The organism is Archangium minus (assembly GCF_044360475.1).
In the GTDB taxonomy this organism is placed as follows: Bacteria; Myxococcota; Myxococcia; order Myxococcales; family Myxococcaceae; genus Archangium; species Archangium minus.
This window is the reverse complement of sequence record NZ_CP043494.1, coordinates 2137528-2162285: the sequence shown is the minus strand read 5'-3', so window position 1 is coordinate 2162285 and position 24758 is coordinate 2137528. Positions and strand designations below refer to the sequence as shown.

21 protein-coding genes are annotated in these 24758 nt (G+C 69.6%); 8 read left to right on the top strand and 13 right to left on the bottom strand.

From position 1 onward, the window contains the following. Positions 1–27: 27 nt before the first annotated feature. Positions 28–633: a hypothetical protein gene (locus tag F0U60_RS08845; RefSeq protein WP_395816574.1), complete on the bottom strand. Its 606-nt coding sequence runs from the start codon at positions 631–633 to the stop codon at positions 28–30. A gap of 105 nt (positions 634–738) precedes the next feature. On the opposite strand from F0U60_RS08845, the gene F0U60_RS08840 reads away from it, so the two are divergent. After that, positions 739–1032 (top strand): hypothetical protein, encoded by a 294-nt coding sequence (locus F0U60_RS08840; RefSeq protein WP_395816571.1) that lies wholly within the window; start codon positions 739–741, stop codon positions 1030–1032. A 21-nt stretch (positions 1033–1053) separates the two neighbouring features. Here F0U60_RS08840 and F0U60_RS08835 read toward each other — a convergent pair whose 3' ends face one another. From F0U60_RS08835 to F0U60_RS08825, 3 genes are all read right to left on the bottom strand, one after another. Further along, positions 1054–2661, bottom strand: coding sequence for a hypothetical protein (locus F0U60_RS08835; RefSeq protein WP_395816568.1), 1608 nt, complete (start codon positions 2659–2661; stop codon positions 1054–1056). Between the two features lie 21 nt (positions 2662–2682). Further along, positions 2683–3981 carry a UDP-glucose dehydrogenase family protein gene (locus tag F0U60_RS08830; RefSeq protein WP_395816565.1) on the bottom strand — a complete coding sequence of 433 codons (1299 nt, stop codon included), beginning with the start codon at positions 3979–3981 and terminating at the stop codon, positions 2683–2685. Positions 3982–4068: 87 nt separating this feature from the next. Then, positions 4069–5043 carry a nucleotidyltransferase family protein gene (locus F0U60_RS08825; protein WP_395816562.1) on the bottom strand — a complete coding sequence of 325 codons (975 nt, stop codon included), beginning with the start codon at positions 5041–5043 and terminating at the stop codon, positions 4069–4071. A 213-nt stretch (positions 5044–5256) separates the two neighbouring features. Here F0U60_RS08825 and F0U60_RS08820 point away from each other — a divergent pair, with 213 nt between their 5' ends. Further along, entirely contained in the window at positions 5257–6582 is a 1326-nt protein-coding gene (locus tag F0U60_RS08820; protein ID WP_395816560.1) for a DUF418 domain-containing protein, read from the top strand. 8 nt (positions 6583–6590) lie between these two features. Here the strand turns inward: F0U60_RS08820 and F0U60_RS08815 are convergent, their stop codons facing one another. The 3 genes from F0U60_RS08815 to F0U60_RS08805 form a co-directional block, all read right to left on the bottom strand. After that, on the bottom strand, positions 6591–7289 hold the full coding sequence (locus tag F0U60_RS08815; protein ID WP_395816557.1) for an acetoacetate decarboxylase family protein: 699 nt from the start codon (positions 7287–7289) through the stop codon (positions 6591–6593). Positions 7290–7615: 326 nt separating this feature from the next. After that, on the bottom strand, positions 7616–8644 hold the full coding sequence (locus tag F0U60_RS08810; protein WP_395816555.1) for a nucleotidyltransferase family protein: 1029 nt from the start codon (positions 8642–8644) through the stop codon (positions 7616–7618). A gap of 5 nt (positions 8645–8649) precedes the next feature. Beyond that, positions 8650–10134, bottom strand: a complete 1485-nt coding sequence (locus F0U60_RS08805; protein WP_395816552.1) for an MraY family glycosyltransferase — start codon at positions 10132–10134, stop codon at positions 8650–8652. A gap of 219 nt (positions 10135–10353) precedes the next feature. Here F0U60_RS08805 and F0U60_RS08800 point away from each other — a divergent pair, with 219 nt between their 5' ends. Next, positions 10354–11541, top strand: coding sequence for a glycosyltransferase family 4 protein (locus F0U60_RS08800; protein ID WP_395816549.1), 1188 nt, complete (start codon positions 10354–10356; stop codon positions 11539–11541). A 21-nt stretch (positions 11542–11562) separates the two neighbouring features. Then, positions 11563–12270, top strand: coding sequence for a hypothetical protein (locus F0U60_RS08795; RefSeq protein ID WP_395816546.1), 708 nt, complete (start codon positions 11563–11565; stop codon positions 12268–12270). A 15-nt stretch (positions 12271–12285) separates the two neighbouring features. Here the strand turns inward: F0U60_RS08795 and F0U60_RS08790 are convergent, their stop codons facing one another. Next, a complete protein-coding gene (locus F0U60_RS08790) occupies positions 12286–13284 on the bottom strand; it encodes a glycosyltransferase family 2 protein (RefSeq protein WP_395816544.1) in 999 nt (332 codons plus the stop codon). Between the two features lie 103 nt (positions 13285–13387). Here F0U60_RS08790 and F0U60_RS08785 point away from each other — a divergent pair, with 103 nt between their 5' ends. Then, positions 13388–14947, top strand: coding sequence for a lipopolysaccharide biosynthesis protein (locus F0U60_RS08785; RefSeq protein ID WP_395816541.1), 1560 nt, complete (start codon positions 13388–13390; stop codon positions 14945–14947). 119 nt (positions 14948–15066) lie between these two features. Here the strand turns inward: F0U60_RS08785 and F0U60_RS08780 are convergent, their stop codons facing one another. Further along, positions 15067–16287, bottom strand: coding sequence for a glycosyltransferase family 4 protein (locus F0U60_RS08780; protein WP_395816538.1), 1221 nt, complete (start codon positions 16285–16287; stop codon positions 15067–15069). A 166-nt stretch (positions 16288–16453) separates the two neighbouring features. Here F0U60_RS08780 and F0U60_RS08775 point away from each other — a divergent pair, with 166 nt between their 5' ends. The 3 genes from F0U60_RS08775 to F0U60_RS08765 are packed head-to-tail and all read left to right on the top strand — an operon-like array spanning position 16454 to position 20018. Then, positions 16454–17680 (top strand): glycosyltransferase family 4 protein, encoded by a 1227-nt coding sequence (locus tag F0U60_RS08775; RefSeq protein ID WP_395816535.1) that lies wholly within the window; start codon positions 16454–16456, stop codon positions 17678–17680. Further along, positions 17677–18867 carry a glycosyltransferase family 4 protein gene (locus F0U60_RS08770; RefSeq protein WP_395816532.1) on the top strand — a complete coding sequence of 397 codons (1191 nt, stop codon included), beginning with the start codon at positions 17677–17679 and terminating at the stop codon, positions 18865–18867. Before F0U60_RS08775 ends, F0U60_RS08770 begins: the two co-directional genes overlap by 4 nt. Beyond that, positions 18864–20018, top strand: a complete 1155-nt coding sequence (locus F0U60_RS08765; protein ID WP_395816529.1) for a glycosyltransferase family 4 protein — start codon at positions 18864–18866, stop codon at positions 20016–20018. Before F0U60_RS08770 ends, F0U60_RS08765 begins: the two co-directional genes overlap by 4 nt. Positions 20019–20033: 15 nt before the next feature. Here the strand turns inward: F0U60_RS08765 and F0U60_RS08760 are convergent, their stop codons facing one another. From F0U60_RS08760 to F0U60_RS08745, 4 genes are read right to left on the bottom strand one after another with little or no spacing between them, the layout of a single operon-like run. Continuing rightward, positions 20034–21131: a glycosyltransferase gene (locus F0U60_RS08760; protein ID WP_395816527.1), complete on the bottom strand. Its 1098-nt coding sequence runs from the start codon at positions 21129–21131 to the stop codon at positions 20034–20036. Continuing rightward, a complete protein-coding gene (locus F0U60_RS08755; protein ID WP_395816524.1) occupies positions 21128–22255 on the bottom strand; it encodes a glycosyltransferase family 4 protein in 1128 nt (375 codons plus the stop codon). The genes F0U60_RS08760 and F0U60_RS08755 overlap by 4 nt, the downstream gene beginning before the upstream one ends. Next, the gene (locus F0U60_RS08750) at positions 22252–23631 is read right to left on the bottom strand and encodes a hypothetical protein (protein ID WP_395816520.1); all 1380 of its coding nucleotides are present in this window, start codon (positions 23629–23631) and stop codon (positions 22252–22254) included. The genes F0U60_RS08755 and F0U60_RS08750 overlap by 4 nt, the downstream gene beginning before the upstream one ends. Next, on the bottom strand, positions 23628–24758 hold the full coding sequence (locus F0U60_RS08745) for a glycosyltransferase (RefSeq protein WP_395816517.1): 1131 nt from the start codon (positions 24756–24758) through the stop codon (positions 23628–23630). The genes F0U60_RS08750 and F0U60_RS08745 overlap by 4 nt, the downstream gene beginning before the upstream one ends.

The following is a 24758-nucleotide window of genomic DNA, read 5'->3' as shown; positions in this document are numbered from 1 at the left end:
AGTGAACGGGTGGACGCGCCCGCCTGCTCAGAAGGCGAGCGAAGCCACGGGGATGAAGCTCTCGCCCCGCCCATCGCGCCAGACCTGCAGGGAGGACTCCGGCCTCACCCGCTTCAACTCCCGCAGCTCGTCCTCGAGCGCGTTGCGCTGACGGAGGAGTTCCTCACGCTCAACCTTGGCCTTCCCCGAGGCCTCGAGGCCCGAGGTGATCCCCAAGATGAGCAGGGCCACTCCGCCGCCCCCGAGTACCGAGAGGACCGCGCCTACAGCCACGAGCGTGGTCGCGTACGACACGGTCGACGTCAGTCCGATGACGAGCATCGGGAGGCCAACAAGCAGCAGCGGCGCCAGCACGTAGCCCGAGTAGGCCATCACGACGGAGCCGATAGGCCAGTTCGAGCTGGTCTGTCGGAGGCGAGCGTTGATGTCCTCCACCTCGCGGGTCAGTTGGCGGATGCGCGCCTCGCGGTCATCGGGAGCCGGCGCGTCCAACCGGGAGCCCCCCTCGGCGGGCGCATCCTGCACGGCGAGCAGCCGCGGCGAAGCACGGAGCTCAGTCTGAACGGAATTCAGCAGAGAGGGCTGGCCGGGCATGGGCGAGACAGCGAGCAGGACGGCGACGAGGGACAGCATGGGAGAATGGCCTCCAGGAAAGTAAGCGGCCAGAGAGGCTAGCACTCCACGTTCCTTCGGCCATTGCTTGCATCCAGGTCCCCATCTGGCATCTTCGCCCACCCCATGCGCCGCTCCGCTGCCATTACCCTGCTCTTCTCCGCCCTGCTCGCCCTCGCTGGTTGCAAGAGTCCATGCCGGGAGTTGTCGGAACGGCTCTGCGACTGCGTCGATTCGTTCCAGCGTGACGACTGCATCCAACTGGTGGCCGAGCGAGAGCGGAATGTCGAGCCCACCGACGAGGAGCTGAACGCCTGCGAGCAGAAGCTGCAGACGTGCACCATCACGCCGGACGACGAGAACTCCTGCCGCATCCTCGAGACGAACGAGGGCAAGGACGCCTGCGGTCTGGCGCGCTGAGGCACGCCCCACCCGGTGGGGTCAGTGCCCTTCCGCGCGCGACGGCTCCGGCACAGCAGGCCGCGGCGTTGGCGCGGGCGCGGTGCGCTGGCGGTTGAGCTCCCAGATGGCGTGCCAGCGCTCCCGGGTGAAGAGGGGCCCGCGCACCACCAGGAGCAGCTTGTCCAGGTACTCCGCCAGGGCGGGATCCTCCATGACGTTCCGGCCGGTGCGCAGCGTCTCCAGGTAGCCGGCGGGCACGTCGCGGTCGAAGTGGCCGATGCGCCAGTAGCGCCGTGGGCGCACCGTGCGCGCGAGCAGTGGATCCGCCAGGGCGTAGATGTCCACGTAGTGGAAGGCGGGTCCGGCGCAGAAGCCCTTCATGCCGATGCTGTACGCCGGCAGCACCGCACCGTCAGGATAGTTGGCGCGGTCCTCGCGTCCTTCCGTGCAGAAGTAGTAAGCGGGCCACTCCCGCCCCGGACGCCAGTGGCGAAGGCCAGCGCCCTCCGCGTAGACGGCGCGCTCGTCGGTGATGCCCTGGGGCTCCAACTGCCGCGTGTTGTACCAACGCAGGGGCTTCACGCCCGCCGCCTCGGCCACGGCGGTTCCCAGCGGACCGGGCACCTGCGACAGCACCAGCACCCCGAGCGCCACCCGCACGCCCCGCGGAGTCAGCACGGGCCGCGCGAGCAGCCCCAGCATCACCGACGCAAAGAGGGGCGCGGTGAAGAAGCGGCCCGCCATGAAGTCTCCGCCTACCCGCACCACATAGGCCAGGTACAGGGCGACACCCACTGCGCCCGCCACCAACACCGGCCGGCGCGAGCGCACCGCCGCCCACAACCCCACGAGCAGCGTCAGCGAGGTGAGCGGATCAAAGCGCGTGGAGATGTCCAGGTAGCGCAGGCCCTGGAGCGCCATCTCTCCCGAGGGCACCCCCGTGTTGAGCTTGGCGTAGGCGGTGTTGGGAAAGGGGAAGCCGTAATAGACGAGCGAGAAGACCTCCCACGCCAGGAAGGGCACCTGGCCCAGCACCAGCAGCCCCACCGTCCGCCAGCTCCGCGCGCGCCACACCTCCCAGAGCAGCGCCGGCGCCACCACCACCCCCATGTCCATGCGGTTGGTGATCAGCAGGGAGGCCAGCAGCGACAGCAGCCCCACCCGGTACGCCCCTCCCGCCTCCGGCCGCGCCAGGACCAGGAAGAAGGCGCCCAACAGCAGGTGCGACAGCGGGTTCTCCAGACCGGAGGTGGCGTAGTCCACGAAGGCCCGCGAGCCCATGAGCGCCAGCACCACGAGCAACGCGTGGGTGCGCGTGGGCGCCGCGCGCAGGCACAGGGCAACGGCCCCCAGTGACACCCCGATGGAGACGGCCAGCGTGGTGAAGAACTCCTCACGCGTCACGGCGTAGACGGCCGTGATGAGCAACGTCCACAGCGGACACGTGAAGGACTGCACCCGCTCGGCCACGTTCCAGCGCAGACCGAACCCGCGCACGGCGTGGTCCACCGAGCGCAGCAGGATGTAGGCGTCGTCGCTGATCCACGCGTGCCACAGCACCACGCCGAGCAGCAGCGCGCAGGTGGCCAGGAGCAGCGAGCGAGGGGTGGGCCGAGACCCCGTCGTGGGGAAGGACTCGGGGGTCATGGCCACACCCTCAACCGGCGCTTAGCGCCGACCCAGACCCATGTACGTGAAGCCCAGCTCCTTCATCCGCGCCGGGTCGTAGATGTTACGACCGTCGAAGATGACCGGGGTCTTCATCAGCGACTTGACGCGCTCGAAGTCCGGGTGACGGAACTCGTTCCACTCGGTGACGACGAAGAGCGCGTCCGCGCCCTCCAGCGCCTCGTAGGGCACGTTCGTGTAGCGGATGCGGTCTCCGAAGACCCGACGCGCGGTGCGCTCAGCCACCGGGTCATGCGCCGCCACCTTCGCGCCCTTGGCCAGCAGGCCCTCAATAACCTCCACGGACGGAGCCTCACGCATGTCGTCCGTCTTCGGCTTGAAGGCCAGGCCCCACACCGCGAAGGAGCGACCCTCCAACGAGCCGAAGTGCTTGATGGCCTTCTGCACCAGCAGCTTCTTCTGCCGCTCGTTGGTGCGCTCCACCGCGCGCAGCAGGTCCAGCTCCAGTCCCTGCTCACGGCCCTTGGCCACCAGTGCCTTCACGTCCTTGGGGAAGCACGAGCCGCCGTAGCCCACGCCAGGGAAGAGGAACGGGTAGCCAATGCGCTTGTCCGCGCCCATGCCCTTGCGCACGAAGTCCACATCCGCGCCCACCTTCTCGCAGAGCGCGGCGATGTCGTTCATGAACGAGATGCGCGTGGCGAGCATCGCGTTGGCCGCGTACTTCGTCAGCTCGGCCGAGCGCGTGTCCATGTACAGGATGGGGTTCTCCGTGCGCACGAACGGCGCGTAGAGCTGGCCCATGACCTTGCGCGCCCGCTCCGACTCCGCGCCAATCACCACCCGGTCCGGCTTGAGGAAGTCGTCCAGCGCGGCGCCCTCCTTGAGGAACTCGGGGTTGGAGACGACGTCGAACTCCACCTCGGTCACCCGGGAGATGGTCTCGCGCACCTTGTCCGCGGTGCCCACCGGCACGGTGCTCTTGTCCACCACCACCGTGTACTGACGCATGGCCCGGCCAATCTGCTCCGCCGCGGCCAGCACGTACTGAAGGTCGGCCTCGCCGCTCTCGCCCTCGGGCGTGCCCACGGCGATGAACACCACCTGCGAGCGCGCCACTGCCGACGCCAGGTCCGTGGTGAACGACAGGCGGCGCTCCCGCGCGTTCTTGCGGATGAGCTCCTCCAGTCCCGGCTCGTAGATGGGGACCTCGCCCTGCTGGAGCATCGCGATCTTCCGCGCGTCGATGTCCACGCAGGTCACGTCGTTTCCAGAGTCAGCGAAGCAGGTGCCCGCGACAAGCCCTACGTAGCCCGTTCCAATGATGGCGATATGCATGATCGTTCCAGTAGCCAGAGGCGGGGATCGCTCATACGCCGGGAACGGCATCGAGGGGAAGAGGGCAATAGCCGCCCAGGCCCTGACTCACTGCCCGGTCAGCAGCCGGCGCAGGCGCTCCGAGCCTCGGACATGGCTCATTTTCCCGGGCTCGCTCGCCGGAATAACGACCAGCCGCTCGAGCAGTTCGCGCGTGGCGCGGCGCAGCGGAGGGAGGGCGGGTTTCAAACTCTCAGCCATTGAGGGGAAGAGCCGCGCCAGAATGGACAGCGACGTGTAGAGGGCGCGCTCCAGCCGCCACGCCTTCGCCCGCTCCAGCAGAACCGCCACATTCACGGGGCGCGAATAGACGCTCCCCATCGACGTCGCACCCGTCATCAGCTCGCGCAGATCCAGGTAGGACAACCAGGGCATCTGGTAGCCCTCGCGCGCCTGCTCCAGACACACGAGCAGCACCGCATCCTCCAGGTCCGGGCGGAAGATGGACGGGCCGTACATCTTCATGGGCTTCGCGCGCTCGAAGATGCCCTGCACCTCCGTGCGTCGCTCGGCGCCGAGCACGTCCGCGTAGAGGAAGATGGGGGTACGTCCATCGGACACCACCTTCACCGCGCCATGGGCCGGCTCGTCGGGCTCCGGGCGGAACTGGTGCTGGGCGAGGTAACCGGCAAAGGCGTCCACGTCCATGCGCCGCAGCAACATGGAAATCTCCAGCACGGGACGGAAGCCCACATGCGGATACAGCGTGTCGGCAAAGGCCGCACCACCCATGATGAGCAGCTGTCGGCCCTCGAGCTCGTCCACGCAGCGCTTGAAGTTGACGAGCTTCATCACGTTGTCGTTGACCGAGCCCGAGTAGATGCTCAGCAGCCTGTCCCGCGCCCACTCCGGCGCGTCGGCTCCGCCAGCCAGGCGGTACTCGAGGTTGTAGGAGGCCAGCGGCGCCAGGCCCTGCGCGATGGCCCAGTCCACGTAGGCCTCCCAGGGAGCCCCGCGCAGCGAACCACGCGGCGGGTCAAACGAGGCAAGGACGCGGAAGGTGTCGATGAGGCTGATGGCCATGGCGCCGCACCTTTAACGATTTCCACGCACAGGGTGCAATGAAAGCCAGCGACACCTGGAGCATGGCGGCCTGGCCGACGGAGTTGTCCGGGGCTGGCACCGCCCTGTCCGGAGCTGGACAGGACGAAGTGGGATAGCGCGTCTTGGGAAGGGACGGGGCCCAGGGGGGGCCTGCTCGCAAGGACCCGGGGCGGGCCGGCATACTCCTGAGGCATGAGCCAACCGCCCACTCCGCTTGCTGACCTGCCGTCCGAAGCCCGCCCGATAGACGCCAGCGAGCGACTCGCCCTGCTCGACGTCCTGCGCGGCTTCGCGCTGTGCGGAGTCTTCGTCTCCAACGTCTACGGGTGGTTCTCCGGCCGGGCCTACCTGCAGCGCGCGCAGATAGAGGCCGCCATGGCCTCGGCCTCGTGGTGGGACACCGCCGCCACGTATGTCTCCGGAACGCTGGTGTCCGGCAAGTTCATCACCCTCTTCTCGTTCCTCTTCGGTCTGGGCTTCTCCGTGCAGATGATCCGCGCCGAGGCGCGCGGCGCCGCCATCGCCCCGCTCTACATGCGGCGGCTGTGCGTGATGTTCCTCATCGGCGCCGCGCACCTGTTCGGGCTCTGGCTCGGTGACATCCTCACCACGTACGCGGTGCTGGGCTTCGCGCTGCTGCTGTTCCGCAAGCGCGCCGACAAGACGCTGCTCATCTGGGCCACTGTCCTCATCTTCGCCATGCCGCTCGTGACGAACGTCCTCATGAAGGTCGTGCCGATGATTCTGAACGGCGGCGGCACGGAGGGCGCGGCCGAAGCAGCCAAGGCGGCCATGGAGCGCTCCAACCAGGCCCGGGCCCAGACGCTGGAGGCCTTCACCCACGGCACCTACTTCGAGGTCGTGCGCGCCAATGCCCGCTACTACTTCGGCCACTTCGTCCAGGGCATGGTGCCCGTGCTGTTCGCCGTGCTCGGCCGGTTCCTGCTCGGGCTCCTCGCCGGACGGCGGCGCCTCTTCCACGACGCGCCCCAGCACCTGGGCTTCTTCCGCAAGCTCCTCAAGTGGAGCTTCGTCTTCGGCGTGATCGGCAGCGTCGTCGGGCTCGTGCTGCAGTACATGATGCGCCAGAAGATGATCGACCCGCAGGCGCAGTGGCTCGTCCTCATGTCGCCGGTGCGGCAGCTCAACGAGCTGGGCGTCGCTGCCGTCTATGTCTCAGGCCTCGTGCTCCTCTTCCAGCGCGAGACGTGGCAGCGATGGTTGATGGTGCTCGCCCCGGTGGGACGCATGGCGCTGACGAACTACCTCTGTGAGACCGTGATCAGCCTCTTCGTGTACTACGGCTTCGGGCTGGGGCTCATGGGGAAGCTGGGACCCGCGGCGACCATCGGGCTCACCCTGGCCATCTTCTGCGTGCAGGTGGCCTTCAGCCACTGGTGGCTGGCGCGCTTCCGCTTCGGTCCGGCTGAGTGGGTGTGGCGCTCGCTGACGTACGGCAAGGCCCAGCCGATGCGACGACCCGAGACCCCTGCTCCCGCGGCCGTCACGGAGGCCTGACGCGGCGCTCACTCCACGGGCGTCGCCGCGGGCAGGGTCCACTCGAAGTCACGCACCTGGGCACTCACCCAGGGGCGTGCCCCCACGATGCCAAGTGAAGCCAGGGGGCTGTCCGTGGGGATGGACCACTCCGCGCCCTGGAGCAACCGGGGCGAGAAATGAATCTTCGCGTCCTTCGGGGCGTGCACCCGTCCGTTGAGCATCTGCAGGTTCGGCAGGCCCATGGGGATGCGGACGCTCGGCGGCAGGGCTGCGAGGGGCTCGAAGTGCACCCGCGCCAGCTCCCGGCCCTGGGTGTCCCAGCTCGCCCCCGCGAAGGCGCCTCCGCTCTGAGGCTGGTGGTCGAGCGCGAAGCGCGCCATCACCTTGGGCATGCCCCACAGCGCACGCCCTCCACGCAGGGAGCGTTCGCTGTCCACCCACATATGGGTGACCGTCATGCCGAGGTGACCCGAGCCCCGCGTCTTCACGCTGATGCCGCCGAAGAGCTCGCCGTACGTCAGCACGCTCCCCTGCTGGTAGTCCACGAAGCACGTGATGACGCACGCGCGGCCTGCCAGGGTGAACAGCTCGAAGGCGGGGTCCAGCTCAAACCGGACGCGCTCGGCGGGCACCATCCAGAGGGAGAGGTACATCTGCCCGCGCAAGGCCCAGGGCGCAGGAGGGTAATCGTTCGACACCGAGGGCTCGACAGAGGATTTGCTCACGCGTGAGTCTCCTTGACGAAGGCGGCACAGCGTAGCGTCCCGGAGCGATGACACAAGCAGTGTCGCAAGACACATCGTCAAAACAGCACGTTGCCTGGCTCAATGGGAATACATCAACACCCGGGTGCTCCAGGTCAGTGACGACTTGTTCTTCATCGAGTTCACCCCCGACCTTCGAAAGTGCGGCCCCGGCCTCATCGTTCCCGACTCGGGCGCGACCTATGCCATTGATGGGAAGGGCCGAATTCTCGCTCGGGACTGGTAAGTCAGCACCCAACAGGCGAACAGGTTCGTTGTCATTGGCCGGGTGACAAGCGACGAGGCACTCACCTCACGCGCAACGCCGTGAGCCCATCTTCCCGCAGCCGGCGCACGGTGTAGCGCGCCATGGGCAGCAACCGGGGCGCGAGCAGCAGCTTGGCCGCCACCCACGTCGGCTTGTGCAGCATCAACTCCGTCCCCAGCAGCCGCTCCGCGCTGAAGAAGTGCGCCGCCATTCGTCGCTGCCACAGGGGCGGCGCCAAGGCGGACAGCACCGCCTCCGGCACGGGCGCTCCCATCAACCGCCGCGCCGCCTCCAGCGCGTACCAGGCCAGGTGAGGGAAGGCCGTTCCCCGCGCCACCTCCACCACCCTCCCCCAGTCCAACCCCGGGTGCGCCAGCACCAGCAGCTTCAGGTCGAACAGCCACGCCAGCCGCTGCAACAGGTGGTTGCTCGCATGAAGTGCCAGGTAGACGAGCTCGTCCTCCGCGCGCAGGTAGCGCACGCGCCGGCCCTCCAGCACCGCCTCCTCCACCTGGGCCAGCAGCACCCGCGCCTCCAGCGCCTGGCCGTACCCCACGAGCGCCCGAAAGTGCAGCTCCACCATCCCCGCCGCACCCGTGAAGGTCAGGTGGTGCTCGTGCTCTCGCGCATGCGCCGCCTCCTTCTCGCCGAGCGGCCTCAGCCCCAACCCCACCAGGGCGCGAGACGCCACCGCCACTTCCGCGTCCCCCACCAGCAGGTCCACATCCGTGGTGACTCGCTGCAGCGGCTCCGGGTAGAGGCGCAGCGCCAGGCCGTACCCCTTCAGCAGCACCGGCACCACGCCCACGGCGGCCAGCGCATCCAGGCTCCGCAGCAGCAACGCCTTCACCCGCATGCCCCGAGCGGCCTGCGTCAGGGCCTCGCGGCGCAGCTGGGTGCGCACCGCCTCACCCAGCGCCCACTCCGAGCGTCCCACCGCGTGCTGCACAAACCCCGCGAGCCCATGCCGGGCCGCCGCGTGCACCAGCGCGTCCACGTCCTGGGGCACCTCGCCCCGCGCGGACTCCGGCCAGGAGCGGAGCACCTCCAGGAGTGCCCGCGCTCCCACGCCGCTCACCGCCGCAGCGAGACGACGCGCTGCGGATCCGCCTCGGCCTGGGCCAGCAGCTTCGCGGCCCGGTCTCCCAACGCGTCCGCCACCAGTTCCAGCGCCAGCTCCTCGTCGCGGTTGATCTCCGAGCGCCCGTCACTCCAGGCCATCGAGAAGCGGCCGAGCTTCTGGTCCCCGCCCTTCACGTCCAGGAACACCTCCAACGGCAGCGCCGAGCCGGCGGGCCGCTGCGTCTCGAAGGTGAGGCCGTCCCGGTGATGGCCCTGCTGACGCTCGAGGCGCAGCTCCAGGCGCGAGGCCTCGAGCGCATCCGCCAGCGGACGCACCGCGGCCCAGAGGTCCTTCACCCCGGTGGCCGAGCGCACTGAGTCGGTCACTTCCTTCACCAGCGAGCGCAGCCGGATGTTCTTGCGCCGCACCTCGCTCACGCCGCTGGCGCGCCGCAGGTCCAGGTAGCCCAGCTTGCGCATCAGCACCGTCACCACCACTCCCATGCCCACCAGCAGCATGGCGCTCTGCGCGCGGTTGGCCCAGTGCAGGCCGAGCGCCGTCAGGGTGAAGAGCGCGCACAGCCCGTACATCACCAGCACCGCCGAGCGGTGGCTGAGCACCAGCCGGCTCATCAGCCGGTGGTGGATGTGCTCCTTGTCCGCGCTGAACATGGGCCGGCCCACGAGCGTGCGCCGAACCATCGCCAGCAGCGTGTCCATGATGGGCAGGCCCAGCGCCATCACCGGCACCAGCATGGCCACCGCGGTCCCGCTCTTGGCGCTCGTCTTGATGGAGACGGCCGCCAGCACGAAGCCCAGGAACATGCTGCCCGTGTCCCCCATGAAGATGGAGGCCGGGTTGAAGTTGAAGACGAGGAAGCCCAGGATGGCGCCCGCCAGCGCCGCCATCATCAGGCACAGCACCACGTCGCCGTTGCTGAGCGCGAGGATGAAGTTGGTGCCCACCCCGAAGAAGGCCACCCCGCCCGCCAGGCCGTCCAGCCCGTCGATGAGGTTGAGCGCGTTGATGACACCCACCACCCACATCACAGTGAACGGCAGGCCGAGCACACCCAGCGGAATCTCCGGCCCGAAGGGGTTGGCGATATGGTCCACGCGGAAGCCGAGCGCGTACAGGCCAAGCGCCAGCACCAGCTGCACGGCGAACTTCAGCTTCGCGCCCGCGCCGCGCAGGTCGTCGTAGAGGCCCAGCGCCGCCACGCCCAGTCCCCCTCCGAACAGGCCCCACACCAGCGCCGTCTGCGCCTGGAAGTGGTTGCCCACCCCGGAGTCCACCAGGAAGAGCGCGCACAGCGGCGCGAAGAACCCGCCCACCATGCCAATGCCGCCCAGACGGGGAATCGGCTGCACGTGAATCTTGCGGCTCGAGTTGGCCTGGTCCAACAGCCCCCACGCCAGCGCCCGGTTGCGCACCACCAACGTCAACACCATCGCAACCATCAGCGCGACGAGAAAGGCGACCAGATAAGTAATCATCTTGGCGTCTCCACCCTTAATCAGGGCCGCGCATGGTGGCGGGGATGGCGCGGAGCGTCAATGTCGCATAAAGCCACATTTGTGTTGCCTGCACGCAGAGGGTCCAAACGGCTAGCGATTCCTTGAGGCCTGGTACTCAAAGGCTGGGAATTCAAGGGGAATTCAAGGCTCGCTGTCATTTGCTACCCCATGGAATGGGAATTCGGTAAGGGGGTCCCCATGCAAAGGGAACGATCCTCGAGCATGGCCCTGGTGACGGGGGCTCCGGCAGGTGCGGGAGGGCTGGGAGGCTTCGCGGCCACCGTGCTGCGCGCGCTCTCCCACGGAGGGGCGCCGCTCCACGTGCTCGGGCCACCTCCCGCCGACGCTCGCCTGGCTTCGCTCCCTGGCGTCGTGTGGCACACCCCTCCGCGGCTTCTGCTCGCATCCGTGCAGCGCTGGACGCCCTACCGGTGGCTCACAGGAGCCCTCCAACTGAAGCAGGACACGCACCTCGGGCAGTGGGCCGCGTCTCGCCTGGAGCACCTGCGGCCCTCGCGGCTGTACACCTTCACCCAGGTGGGGCTCGAGTCCCTCGAGTGGGCCCGACGCGCGGGCGTGCCGTCGGTGGTCGATAACCCCAACGGGCACATCGCCGGCTTCCGAGGCGTCTACGTCCGAGAGACGTGGCGCCAGGCGCACCGCCTCCACCTGGGACACCCCACGCCCGCGTCCGTCCGCCGCATCGAGCGCGAGTACGCGCTCGCCAGTGCCATCCGCGTCTCGTCCCCGTGGTCTCGCGACTCCATGGTCAGCGGCGGCGTGCCTGTGGGGAAGATTGCCGTCATCGATCAGCTCATCGACCTGGAGCGCTTCCGCCCACCGGCCACGCGGCCTCCCGCCGAGGGGCCGCTGCGCGTGTGCTTCGTCGGCTCGCTCGACGTGCGCAAGGGATTCCACTACCTGCTGCGCGCCATCCGCCGAGTGGGCCCCGAGCGCGTCCAGCTTCGAATCATCGGCGCCACGGGAGACCGCGTGTCCCGCCAGCTCTTCCAGCGAGAGAGCCAGGGGCTCGCGGTGGAGGCGGTGCCGGGAGATCCACGCCCGGCCTATGCGAACTCCGAGCTCTTCGTGCTCCCCTCGCTGGAGGATGGCTTCGGGCTGGTGGTAGGGGAGGCGATGGCCAGCGGGTTACCCGTTATCGTGACGGACCAGTGTGGAGCCGCCGCCTGGGTCGAACCCGGTCAAACAGGCTGGCTCGTCCCCGCTGCACAGGAGCAGGCACTCGCCGAGGCGCTGGAGAAGGCACTTCGTCACCGCGCGGAGCTTCCTGGTATGGGAGCGCGAGCTCGGGCCTCCGTCGAAACGCGCGTGGCGGCGGACCCGCTGGCCCGGCTGCGCACGTGGTTCGAATCCGTCGTTCCATGACTTGAGAGAAGGGAAACGAAAATGGAAGCACTCATCACCCGGCTGCGTCCGCTCGCCCGCCTGCTGCCCTCGGGGCTGAATGACACCCTCCGGGGCGTGGTCCGTGACTGGCAGCTGCGTCGCGCTGTGGAGCGCATTGCCGCGCTGCCGCCCGGACAGCTGCCCACGCGCCAGATGCTGGAGGAGCTGCGGGCCGGCTGGGGCAACCTGGGCTATGCCGCGCGCCCCGAGTACCTGCAGGAGCTGATGAACCGCGCCGTGAACACCCCCGGCCCCATCCTCGAGTGCGGCTCGGGCGTGTCCACCCTGCTGCTGGGGTTGCTGGCGGGCCGGCGCGGCGTGGAGACGTGGACGCTGGAGCACATGCCCGAGTGGCACGCGCGCGTCTCTGGCGCCCTGGAGCGCACGGGCATCCCCAACGTGCACAACTGTCTGGCCCCCATCCGGGACCGCGACGGCTACGCCTGGTACACGCCCCCGGTGGAGAGCATGCCCAGGGCCTTCCAGCTCGTCATCTGCGACGGCCCTCCCGGGACGACGCCCGGCGGGCGCTACGGTCTGTGGCCCGTGCTCGGCGAGCGGCTGGCCCCGAACGCGGTCATCCTGCTGGACGACGCGGAGCGGCCCGGCGAGGAGGAAGTCCTCCAGCGCTGGACGAAGGAGGCCTCCATGCGCGTGGACATGCGCCGGGTGTCGGGCGGCGCTTACGCCGTCATCACCCGCGGCTGAGCGCCCGGCCCCGGCTCACTCCCGCCAGCGCAGCGCGAGGTAGCGCCGCAAGGCACCCCGAGCGAGCCGGGTCCGCCACACCGTGAGGAACAGCTGTCCCTCGCGGTACTGCGCCTCGGAGACGAGCCTCCGCTCCCGGCACCGACGCCACACCGCGAAGGACTCCTCCCGGAGTCCCTGCTCGCGCAACTGCTCGCCCACGCTGAGGTGAAGCCGGGCCAGCAGCAGCCGCCGACGCGAGGTGAGGCCACCATTCTCCTCGAGGTAGCGCTGCCCGGAGGCCACGGCCCGCTCCACCCCACGCAGCTGCGCCGGCCCCCGCTTCTTCACGGAGACGGCGACCCGCGCGGACGTCTGCACCCGGTGGAAGAAGCAGGGCCCGTCGGGGAAGCACTGGTAGCGCGCCCCTCGGGCGAGCGCGCGCATGTAGAAGTCCCAGTCCTGCCAGCACGGCAGCGCCTCATCCCACGGCCCCAGCGCCACCAGGGCCTTCCTCCGCCAGATGGCCCCGGCCGTCTGCCACGGAATGTCCACGCGCAGGTAGCGCTCGATGTCGTCGCGATCTGGCTCGGCCGGCCACACGCGCTGCATGTCCCCGGGCCGCTCGAGGAAGTGCTGGTGGGGGAAGACGCCGAAGTCCAGCTCGGGACGGGCCTCCATCCGCCGCACGCGCTCCTGCAGGCAGTTGGGGGAGAAGGCATCGTCATCGTCGAGGAAGACGAGGTACTCGCCCGTGGAGGCGGCGAAGCCGAGGTTGCGGCAGCGGTTTCCGCCCGTGGGTTCGCCCTCTCGCACCACGCAGCGGATGCGCGGGTCGGCGGCTTCCCACTCCCGCAGGCGCGCCAACGTGCCATCCCGGGAGCCGTCGTCCACGACGATCGCTTCCCAGTCCGCGTAACCCTGCCGCTGGAGCGACTCCAGCGCTTCGGTGAGCAGCGGCAGACGATCCTTGGTGGGAATCACCACCGAGACCCGGCCCCGGACACCCATGTTCGATCCGGTGGGCTCTGACATGGCGGCGCATCCTAAACGAAACACCGCTGCTGGCGACGCGAGATTGCATCCGCTTGCTCGCCCCTCGACCAGCGGAGAATGGGCACTTGCCCAGCGAGGTGGGATGGTCGATGGTGCGACGGTGACTCGCTCCAGCCGATTCCTGAGCGGCTTCAGCTTTGGACTCGCCAACCAGGTGCTGACCCTGGTGGTGGGACTCTTTCTTACCCCCTTCCTGCTGCGGTACCTGGGCCAGTCGGACCTGGGCATGTGGCTCGTGGCCAGCTCGCTCATGGGCTACCTGGGTCTGCTGGACCTGGGAGTGGCCGCGCTGCTGCCGCGTGAGACGGCCTACGCCGCGGGGCGCAACCCCGAGCGGCCCCTGCCCGCGGTCTCAGAGGTATTCGGCCAGGCGCTGCAGATCGCGCTGCTCCAGCTGCCCCTGGTGGCCGTGGGAGCGCTGATGCTGCTGCCACTGCTGCCAGAGAGCGGTGAGAAGCTCCTCTACCCCTTCCTGATGGTGCTGGGCACCTTCGTCCTGCTCTTCCCGCTGCGCCTCTTCCAGGCGGTGCTCTCCGGACTGCAGGACCTGCGCTTCCTTGGCATCCTGCAGACGGTGAGCTGGGCTGCGGGCACCATCGCGAGCATCAGCCTGGTGCTGGCGAACGCGGGCCTGTTCGCGGTCGCCGCGGGTTGGATGGTGACCCAGGTGCTGTCGGCGCTCGCCTGCCTGTGGCGTCTGCGCACCGCTTATCCGGACGCACTGCCCCGCAAGCTGCCCAAGCTCTCGATGGAGGGCATCCGCTCCTGGCTGTCACGGTCCTTGTGGATCACCGTGTCCAACGTGGCGCAGCTGCTGCGGCTGGGCACGGACGTGGTCATCATCGGCAAGCTGCTCGGGCCCGAGGCGGTGGTGCCCTTCACCTGTACGGCCAAGTTGGTGAGTGTGCTCTCCAATGCGCCGCAGCTCGTGCTGGCCAGCGCCCAGCCCGCCCTGGCCGAGCTGCGGATGAGCAGCAACAAGGAGCGCATCACCGAGGTGGCCAGCGCGCTGGAGCGGCTCACGCTGTTCGTCAGCGGCGCCGTCTTCTGCGGCGTGCTGTCCATCAACGAGGGCTTCGTCCTGGAGTGGGTGGGCACGGAGCAGTACGGCGGACTGGGCCTGACGCTGCTGTTCCTGGCGAGCATGCTGCTGCGTCACTTCTGCCTCTCGGTGAACACGTGCTTGTTCTGCTTCGGCCATGAGCGGAGGCTCGCGCTGACGGCCGTGACCGACGGAGTGGTGACGCTGGTGGCGATGTGGACGGGCGTGTACCTGGCCGGGTGGCAGGGTGCAGCACTCGCGCCCATCATCGGCATCTGCACGGTGTCGCTGCCGATGAACCTGTCCCTCTTCGCGAAGGACACCGGGCGCACGGTCGGGCAGGTGCTGCGCAACCTCCTGCCTTGGGCCATACGGTGCGCGGCGGTGGCCGCGCTGGCGCTGGGCATCACCATGGGGCTGGCACCGAGGGGCTTCCCCTTGCTGACGCTGGCAGGCGCGGTGGTGGGGGGCGTCTACCTGCTCGTCATGGGTCCGCTGTTGTTCCAGGGAACCCTGGGCACGTATGTCCGTCCCCGCGTGGAGGCGCTGCGCGCCCGGTTTGTATCCGCACGGGGAGGCGGCAGGCTGGGCACGGGCTAGCGGAGTCTCCACCGTGTATGTCCCCTCTCCCTCTGGGAGAGGGTTAGGGTGAGGGTAGCCAGGCCCGTTCTTCAACCCGTGGCCCACAGTGTGGACAGAGGGTTCAACCCGGGTTCACCCTATACCCTCACCCCCCGCCCTCTCCCAGAGGGAGAGGGAGCGAGGTGTTCGCACAGCGCGTCCACGTGGGCTTCGGCGTTGAAGCGCCGGGCCATGCGCCAGGCCCCTTCCCGCAGCCGAGTATGGTGGCCCGCATCGGAGAGCGCCCGGACGATGGCGCCCGCGAGCCCCTCGGGCGTGGGTGGGTTGCCCGGAGCCAGCTCTCCAGACACACCCGGCTGGCACCAGTCGGGGATGCCTCCCACCGCGAAGGCCACCGCGGGCAGGCCCACTCCGCCCGCCTCTACGCCCACCAGTCCAAAGGGCTCGGGCCAGACGCTGGGCACCGCGAGCAGGTCCGCCTGCCGCATCAGCTGCTCCCGCGCGGCCCGGTCCACCCAGCCCGCGAAGCGCACCGTCACCCGCCGCGCCGCTGCCTCCTGCTGGATGCGCGGACGCTCCGGGCCATCTCCCGCCACCACCAGCTCCAGCTCGCGTCCCAGTGCCGCACGGGCCACGGGCAGCGCGCGCACCAGCTCCACGCCACCCTTCAGCTCCGTGAGCCGCCCCACCATGAGCAGCTGTCCCGAGGGAGGCCGAGGCGCGGGCAGCTCCGGATCCGGCGTGCCATCCCCGAAGAGGTTCACGCACACCACCTGGGACTCGGAGAGACCGTGGCGGAGGTACTCCTCGCGCATGGCCCGGCTGCCCACCAGCACCGTGCCATAGCGGCGGATGAGCGCGAGTCGGCGCTGCTGGTAGTGGTACTCGCGCAGGGCGGTGATGGGACTGCGGCCTCCGCAGCGGCGCGGGAGGTAGTGCACCAGGCACGCGGGGCCGAGCACACGCTCACAGGGCACGGGGCGAGGGAAGGCATGGCGCTTCATCCCGCTGATGCACGTGCCGTAGTAGGCGTGGAGAAAGAGCAACGCCGGGTAGCGCTCGAGCAGCGCCTCCTCCAGGTCGAGGTCCTGCACGCCCTGCTGGTAGACGCGCTCGGGCCGCCACGCCGCCACGCCCGCGAGCGCACCCTGTCGTCCCAGCGCAGCGAGGCTCCACACGGGCAGGTCGAGCCCCTCATCGATGCGCGTCTGACCCGGGCCGGCGTCGTGCTCGAAGAGGAGCCCGGGGGCATGGCCGCGGGCCTGGAGGAGTGGCAGCAGCGTGCGCAGGTACGACTCCACTCCACCCACCACAGCGCGGTGCCGCGTGACGAGGAGGATACGAAGGCCGGGGCTCATGAGGGCTTCCCTATACCGTCCCTGCCCCCGGCCCGGGAACGATCCTTGCCTGCTCCCGTCGGGCCAGGCTCCCCCAACCCCGGGCGACCGACCGGGCTCACTGCATCTCTCCTTCGATTGCATCGGCTTCTTGACCTGGCCGGTCGCCTCTGGTGGTTTGCGCCGGGTGCGCTTGCTCTTCTTGAGTCCCGTGGGCGTAGTCGGTGGTGCGGAGCGGACACTCCTGGACCTGCTGGATTGCCTGCGCCGTACACCCCAGGCTCCGTGGCTCGGTCTCATCACCGGCGCGGAAGGGCCCCTGACGGAACAGGCCCGGGCCATGGGCGTGGAGACGCTCGCCCTCCCCCTGCCCACCGAGCTCGCCTCGCTCGGGGACTCGCAGCTGCGTGGCGCCGGAGCGGACCGCTTCCTGCGCTTCGGCACGTCCCTGGCCCGAGCCACCCCGGCCGCGGCATCCCACCTGCGCTCGCTCCAGCGGGCCCTCCGGGACTTCCGCCCCACCCTCGTCCACTCCAACGGCCTCAAGACCCACCTGCTCACCGCTGTCTGTGCGCCGGGGGCTCCCGTGGTGTGGCACCTCCATGACTTCCTCGGCGAGCGGCCCCTGGTGCGGCGGCTGCTGCGGGTGGCCGGGGTACGCGCGGCGGCGGCCATCGCCAACTCGGAGGCGGTGGCGAAGGACGCCCGGCGGGTGCTCGGCCGCGTCCCGGTACACCCGGTGCACAACGGCGTCGACACAGAGCGGTTCTCGCCTGGTCCGGCCGATGGCGGGCAGCTGGATGCGCTCGCGGGCCTGCCCCCAGCCCCTGGGGACACGGTGCGGCTCGGGCTGGTGGCCACCTATGCGCGCTGGAAGGGGCAGGACGTATTCCTCCAGGCAGCGGCACGCCTGCGGGCCCGGTTCCCCACCCAGGCGATGCGCTTCTACGTGGTGGGCAGCCCGGTGTACCGCACGCCCGGCTCTCAATTCTCCGAGACGGAGCTGCGCGACACCGTGCAGACGCTGGGCCTGGAGGGCCACGTGGGCTTCATCCCCTTCCAGACGGAGCCCGCGCCCATCTACCGAGCACTCGACGTCATGGTGCATGCCAGCACGCGGCCGGAGCCCTTTGGGATGACCATCGTCGAGGCCATGTCGTGTGCCCGAGCGGTGGTGGTGTCCGCCGCAGGTGGAGCCGCGGAGCTCGTGCGCACGGAGCACGACGCGCTGACCTTCGTGCCCGGGGATGTGGAGGGGCTCGCCCAGGTGATGGTGCGGCTCGTCCGGGAACCGGAGCTGAGGACACGACTGGGAGCGGAGGCCCGACGTTCGGTGCTCGCGCGCTTCACCCGTGAGCGCTACGCCGCGCAGGTGCGGGACGTCTACACACAGGTGCTGGGAGGGCGGACATGAGCGGGCGACACCAGGACGCACGGAGCGTCTCCTGGCACCTCATCACCGGCGAGTTCCCCCCGCAGCCCGGCGGAGTCAGCGACTACACGTGGCAGGTGGCCGAGGGGCTCGCGCGTGAGGGCTGCGCCGTCCACGTCTGGGCTCCGGGCGAGCCGCAGGACACGCTGTCTCCCAAGGGCGTCACCGTGCACCGGCTCCCCGAAGGCTTCGGAGTGCGAGGCCTGGGACGGCTGGAGCGGGAGCTGGAGCGGCTGCCTGGCCCGAAGCGGCTGGTGGTGCAGTACGTGCCTCACGCCTTCGGCTACCGGGCGATGAACGTCCCCTTCGCGCTGTGGCTCGCGCGGCGCAGGCGGGACGAGGTGTGGATGTTCTTCCACGAGGTCTGCTTCCCCTGGGGCTGGAAGCTGCCGTGGCGCCACAACGTGCTGGGCGCCGTCACGCGAGCGATGGCGGCCATCGTCCTGGCGAGGGCGGAGCGCGTCTTCGTCTCCACCCTGTGGTGGAACAGGCTCCTCCACGCGCCGCCGCGCCGGGTTCCCATCGAGTGGCTGCCCGTGCCGAGCAACCTGCCCACGCAGCCGCCCGCGAGCGCGGTGGCGTCCATCCGTGGCTCGCTGCGCACGGCCCCGGAGACGGTGCTGATCGGCCACCTGGGGACGTACGGCGACCTCATCGCGGGCATGTTGGAGGAGGTGCTGCCCCCGCTGCTGCGCCAGGACTCGCGCCGTGTGGCCGTCCTGGCAGGCCGGGGAGGCCCACGCTTCGCCGAGCAGCTCATCGCCCGCCACTCAGAGCTCGCCGGACGCGTGCGCGCATTGGGTGGGCTCCCTGGAGACGAGCTCTCCGCCACCCTGAAGGCGTGCGACGTGCTCCTCCAGCCCTTCCCCGACGGGCTCAGCACACGCCGAAGCAGCGCCATGGCAGGACTGGCGCTAGGCGTGCCGCTGGTGTCCAACACCGGCCCTGCCACGGAGCCCCCATGGCACGGCTCCGGTGCGCTCGCGCTCGCTCCCGAGCCCACGAGCGCCGCGGTCCGGAAGGCCGCCGAGGACCTGCTGTCCGCGCCAGAGACGTGGCCTGCCTTCGGACAGCGCGCCGCCGATTTCTACACGGAGAACTTCTCGCTCGCGCACACGCTGAACGTGCTGCTGGACCGCACGAGTGCGCGCGTGGTGGAGGACACATGAGCCGCGACGAGAGCCCGCTGCGCCTGGCGTTGCTGATGGACCCACTCGAGGAGGGGTGGCCGAGCATGGACCTGGCGGCCGAGGCGCTGCACCAGCAGTTCCATGGCCCGCTCGCGGACAAGGTGTGGGTGACGTCGGTGCGCCCGAAGATGGTGCCCCTGGCGCGCAAGCTGCCCGTGCTGCGCGAGCGCCGGGCTGCGCTCAACGTGGACCGGGTGCTCACGCGCTTCCTCACCTACCCGGCCCGAGCGGCCCTCCGCAACCGAGGACAGGACGCGTACCACGTGGTGGACCACACGTACGCGCAGCTGGTGCACGCACTCCCGCCCGAGCGCACGGGCGTGTACTGCCACGACATCGATGCCTTCCGCAGCATCGTGGAGCCCCAGAAGGAGCCGCGGCCGGCATGGTTCCGCGCCATGGCGTGGGCCGCGCTGAAGGGGCTCCAGCGGGCGGCGGTGGTGTTCCACTCCACCCAAGCGGTGCGCGAGGAGCTGCTGCTCCACGGCCTGGTCCCCCCGGAGCGGCTGGTGCACGCGCCCCTGGGCGTCTCGGCGGAATACGGGCCCGAGCCGCTGCCGGGAGACACGAGCGACGAGGTGCTGCGTCCGCTCGGGGGCCGACCCTACGTGTTGCACGTGGGCAGTGGGATTCCCCGCAAGCGCGTGGACGTGCTCTTCGAGGTATTCGCGGCGCTGCGTCGCCAGCACCCAGAGCTGAAGCTGGTGCAACAGGGCGCAGCGCTCAACGAGACACAGCGGGCCCAGGTAACGCGGCTCGGCCTGGGCGACGTGCTGCTGCAACCACCGAAGCTCGACAGGGCGACGCTGGCGGGGCTGTACCGGAAGGCCCGTGTGGTGCTCGTCACGAGCGAGTCCGAGGGCTTCGGCCTGCCTGTCATCGAGGCCCTGGCCTGCGGGACGCCCGTGGTGGCGAGCGACCTGCCCGTGCTGCGCGAGGTGGGTGGTGACTGCGTGAGCTACGCTCCTGTGGGAGACATCGGCGCCTGGACGGAGGCGGTGCACCGCGTCCTGGAGTCGACGGAGCCCGACACAGCCCGGAGCCAGCGCGTGACACGCGGGCGCGGCTACTCGTGGACAAACCACGCCTGCCTCATCCTCGACACCTACCGCCGACTCACGGGACGTTGAGCCCGCCGCGGCTCGCTAGGCGCGCAGCACCCGCTCCAGCACCTCGTGCACACGCGCGGCCAGCACCGGGTAGTCGAACCGCTCCCGGGCCACACCCACCAGCGACTCGGCGGCCTTGAGTTGATCGGGTCGGGCCAGCAGCCCCTCCACCCGCTCGGCGAGCCGGGCTGGGTACGCGCGGTCCACCACGCCCTGGTACGGCACGCGCATCGCCTCGGGTAGCACCAGCGAGGCCTCGCCCACGTCCGTGGCGAGGATGTAGCGGCCCGCCGCCATGTAGAGCGGCAGCTTTCCCGTGGTGCGCACCTGGCCAACCACGTCGTTGCTCTGCGTGGAGAGCGTCACGTCCAGGAGGCCGAGGTACTCGGGCAGGGACTCGTAGGGCACGCGATCGATGAACACCATCTGGTCCTCGATGCCGTAGGAGCGGCACCGCTCGCGCAGCCTGGGCACCCCCGTGCCGTCCCCGATGAGCACGCCCTTCACGGGCCGGCCCTTCATCGTGCGAATCAACTCCACCAACTCCCAGCCCACGCACACCCCGAGCCGCTCGCTCCAGATGGACGAGCCCAGGATGCCCACGCTCAGCACGCCCTCGAGCCCCAGACGCCGACGCAGCTCCTCGGCAGGACGAGGCCGGAAGGCGTCCACGTGGACACCATCCTGGATGACGGTGCTGGAGAGGCCCTGCCTGGCGAGCAGCTTCTGGTGGAAGGTGCCCCGCACCACCACGGCATTCGCGGTGCGCAGGCCGAACTGCTCGAGCGCCGCGGTGAGCATCAATCCCGCCACGCCACGCCCTCCCACGGAGCGCGCGAGCGCGAAGATGGCGTCTCCGGTGTCCACGACCCGGGGACAGCGCGTCCCCAGCGAGTGCAGGGCCGAGGCCACCACGCCCGAGTACGCCACGTCGAAGACGTAGACGGCCTCGGGACGCGAGGAGCGCAGCGCCGCCACCATCTCCCCAATGGCCCGCACCTTCCGGGGCTGGCGGTACAGCAGGGAGATGTCGAACGCCCCCTCCAGCTCCCGCGCGAATGACTGGGCACGCGAGCCCATCGGGCTGCCCGGAGTTCCGTTCACGACGAAGGCTACACGCCGCTTTGTTCTCATGCCGCCCTTGCCCTCCTCGCGAGCACTTCCTCGTACACCTCAAGCGTCTGGCGCGCCACCTCGTCCCAGGTGCACGCCTCCGCCCGGACACGGGCCGCGCGGCCCAGTCGTCCGGCGAATTCCACATCCTCGGAGAGCTCGCGCAGGGCCTCGGCGAGCGCTCCCACGTCACCCGCATCCTCCAGCAGCAGCCCGTCCTGACGGTGGGTGATGACCTCGGAGGCACCGGCGGCTCGCGTCGTAATGACGGGCAGCCCGGACGCCATCGCCTCGGTGACGACGAGCCCGAAGGCATCGTAGGGCGTGGGACACACGAAGAGGTCGGCCGCGGCGTAGAAGCGCTCCACGGCATCCGTAGGAGGATGGAAGCGCACGCGCCCGCCCAGTCCCAACCGCTCCGCTCGGGCGCGAGTGGCGCTCGTGTCACTGCGCGTCACCACATCCAGGGACAGCCCCGGCACGCGGGCGAGCGCCTCCAACGTCACCGCCGCGCCCTTGCGCAGGTCCCCCAGGTAGAGCGCGCACCGCGCATCCGGGGCAATGCCGAGCTCCGCGCGCAGCTCACGCCGCCGCTGCTCACGCAGGGACGGCGAGAAGCGCTCGATATCCACACCGTGGTGGATGACGCGGATGGGGCCCCGCCGCCCGTACAGGGTGCGCAGCTCCTCGCCCAGCTTGTGGGAGATGGCGATGACGGTGGCGTCGTCAGAGCCCCGGTAGAGCCGATCCTCCAAGGGAGTCAGCACCCCATCGAAGACGCGCTGCTTCCACGTGTAGTCGTAGCCGAGCAAGCGCTGAGCCTGGAACCAGGCGCGGCCACACATGTGCGCGGTGAGGACGTTGGCCTGCGCGGCGGTGATGCCCTGGCCGTGGATGATGTCGAAGCCGGAGTGGCGGCTCAGCAGCAGGGTCGCGGAGGCGTAGAAAGACAGCACCGTGGACAGTGCGCCGGAGCGCACCGCGGGCACGGAGTGGAAGGTGATGCCCTCGGCCCCGCGCGGGTCGAAACGCTGGGCGAAGACATGCACCTCGTGCCGAGCCCGGAAGCGCTCGGCCAGCTCAACGACGTAGCGGCTGTGGCCGAAGCCACGGTTGTACTCGTGCACCAACAGGGCGATTCTCATGAGCGGGCTGCCTCCGGGAGCCCAGGCGGAGGCCGAGCTCCGGGCGTGGGCCGGCGCGCGGGCACAGGCCGCTTGACCGGCGCGGACACGGGTCGGCGCGTCCCAATGATGGCTCCCATCCAGAGCAACAGCAGCGCGGAGCCAGGCACGGAGGCGAGCAGCCCCGTGCCGATGAAGGCCGTCATCCACAGCACCACCACCGTCGCCCACATCATGCGGTTGGCCACAACGGAGTCCTGGCGGCGACGGGGTGGCAGCTTGAAGAGGAACCAGAGCAGGAAGCACAACCACAGCAGGAGGCCGATGAGGCCCTGCTCCATGGCGACGCGCGCGAACTCGTTCTCGAAGCCGTACTGGGGCTTGGCCAGGTGTGACAGGAAGAAGGGAACGCTCGTCCCGGCGGCGCTGCCCAGCCCATTGCCCAACGGGAAGTTCGTGATGACCTCCAGCAGGCTGCTGTTCACGCTCTGGGTCACCCGCTCCGAGACGTAGCTGGTGTCATCCAGCGTGAGGAAGCGCTGGAAGCGAGGGTTGGAGGAGACGACGAAGCCCACCACCACCGCGACCATCGCCATGCCCCCGAGCAGCTTCAGGGACAGGCGGGTGACGAGCAGCAGCAGCCCCACGATGGCCGCCAGCTGCACCACCGGGCTGCGCGCCGCGCAGATGAAGATGCCCAGCACGCTCGTCCCCAGCGCGGCAAATGTGAGGAGGCGATCAAAGGCCTGGGTACGACCCAAGCGCCGCACCAGCAGGGGCAGCGACATGATCATCGTGCCCGCGTAGGCGTGCGCGCTGTTGAAGGTGGCCGGGATGCGCGGCAGACCTTCCTCTCCCACGTCCCGGGAGATGTAGATGATGTAGGAGGAGGCGTTGCGAGGGAAGAAGGGCTCAACCCCCAGAGCCAGCTCGAGCAACGCGAAGACGAAGGCCACCAGGTTGAGCCACACCAGCCAGGTCGCGAGCCGGTCCAGGTCCTCTGGCATCAGCCGCAGGCCGATGAGCATGAGCGGCAACAGGAGGATGGCCATGCGCAGCCCGACGAACTGGATGAAGAGGTGCTGCGAGTCCAGGAACGGCGACAGCACCAGGGTGCAGATCGGCCACACCATCAACGCCTTGACCCACATCCGCAGCGCCTGACCGTCCTGGCCGAGCCGCATCGGCTTCGAGCGCCGGGTGAAGAAGGCCAGGTAGAGGCCCGCCACTCCCGCGTCGAAGATGAAGTGAGAGAGGCCGTCCGGAAAGCGTGCCCGGAGCATTCCGTAGAAGTAGCCGAACAGGAACAGCACGCCCAGGCCGTGGCCGACTCCCTTGTAGCGCGTCACCCCGTATATGGAGCTCACGGAAAGCAGGGTGAGCAACAACCCCATCATCGTCGTCGTACCTCCATGACCGACCGATAGACGTCGAGCACGCGCTCGCCCATGCGCGCCTGGGAGAACTCGGAGAGCACGCGCGCACGGCCCGCCTCGCCCCAAGCCCGCCGCTGCTCCGGGTGCTCCAGCATCCGCCGCATGGCCGCGGCCAGCGCCGCCTCATCACCTGGCGGCACTGTGAGGCCGCTCTCCTCGTGACGGCTGACGAAGGGCACTCCCGAGTCCAGCGCGGTGTTGATGACAGGCAGCCCGCACGCCAGCGCCTCCAACTGCACCAGCGCGAAGGCCTCGGCGCGGGTGACGGAGGAGAGCACGAAGGCATCACACGCGTAGTAGAGCGACACGAGCGCCTCGTCATCCAAGCGCCCGAGGAAGTGGACGCGCTCGGCCACCCCACAGGTCCGAGCCAGCGACTCCAGCTGGACGCGCAGCGGCCCCTCGCCCACCAGCAGCAGGTGCGCCCCTGGCACTTCGCTCAGCGCGCGGATGGCGTGGTCGAAGCCCTTGTAATAGACGAGCCGCCCCACGCCCATGAGCAGCGGTGCTCCACCGTATCGGGCCTTCACGGCCGCGGCCGCCGCCTCGCGCTCGGGCGTGAGGGCGAAGCGCGTGGCGTCGATGCCGAAGGGCACCACGTGGCACCGGTCCCGGTGCGGGCGCAGCATCTCGGACGTCTCCACGTAGTTGGGCGAGCCCACCAGGATGGCATCCGCGCGCGCCAGCACCCGATGCATGAAGGGCGCGAAGAACTTCAACAGCCGTTTCTGACGAACCACATCGCTGTGGTAGGTGACGACGAGCCCGTGCCGCCGCGGCCGCCAACTGCCCAGGTACCCCATGACCGCCATGGGGTGCGGGAAGTGCATGTGCAGCAGCTCATACCGGCGCCGTGACAGCTCTAGCGCCAGCGTGGGGTTGAGCGAGGTGGAGGCCACCTTCGCCAGCTCGGCGCAACGGGTGACGGACACGCCGTCCACCAGCTCGCGCACGGTGCGGGGAGCCGTATTGGAGACAAGCACCTCCAGCTCCACGCGGTTCTTGAGCTCCGCGCACAGCCCGGACAGGTGCGTCTCCATGCCGCCCCGATAAGGGGCGTAGTACTTACCCAGTTGAAGAACCTTCAT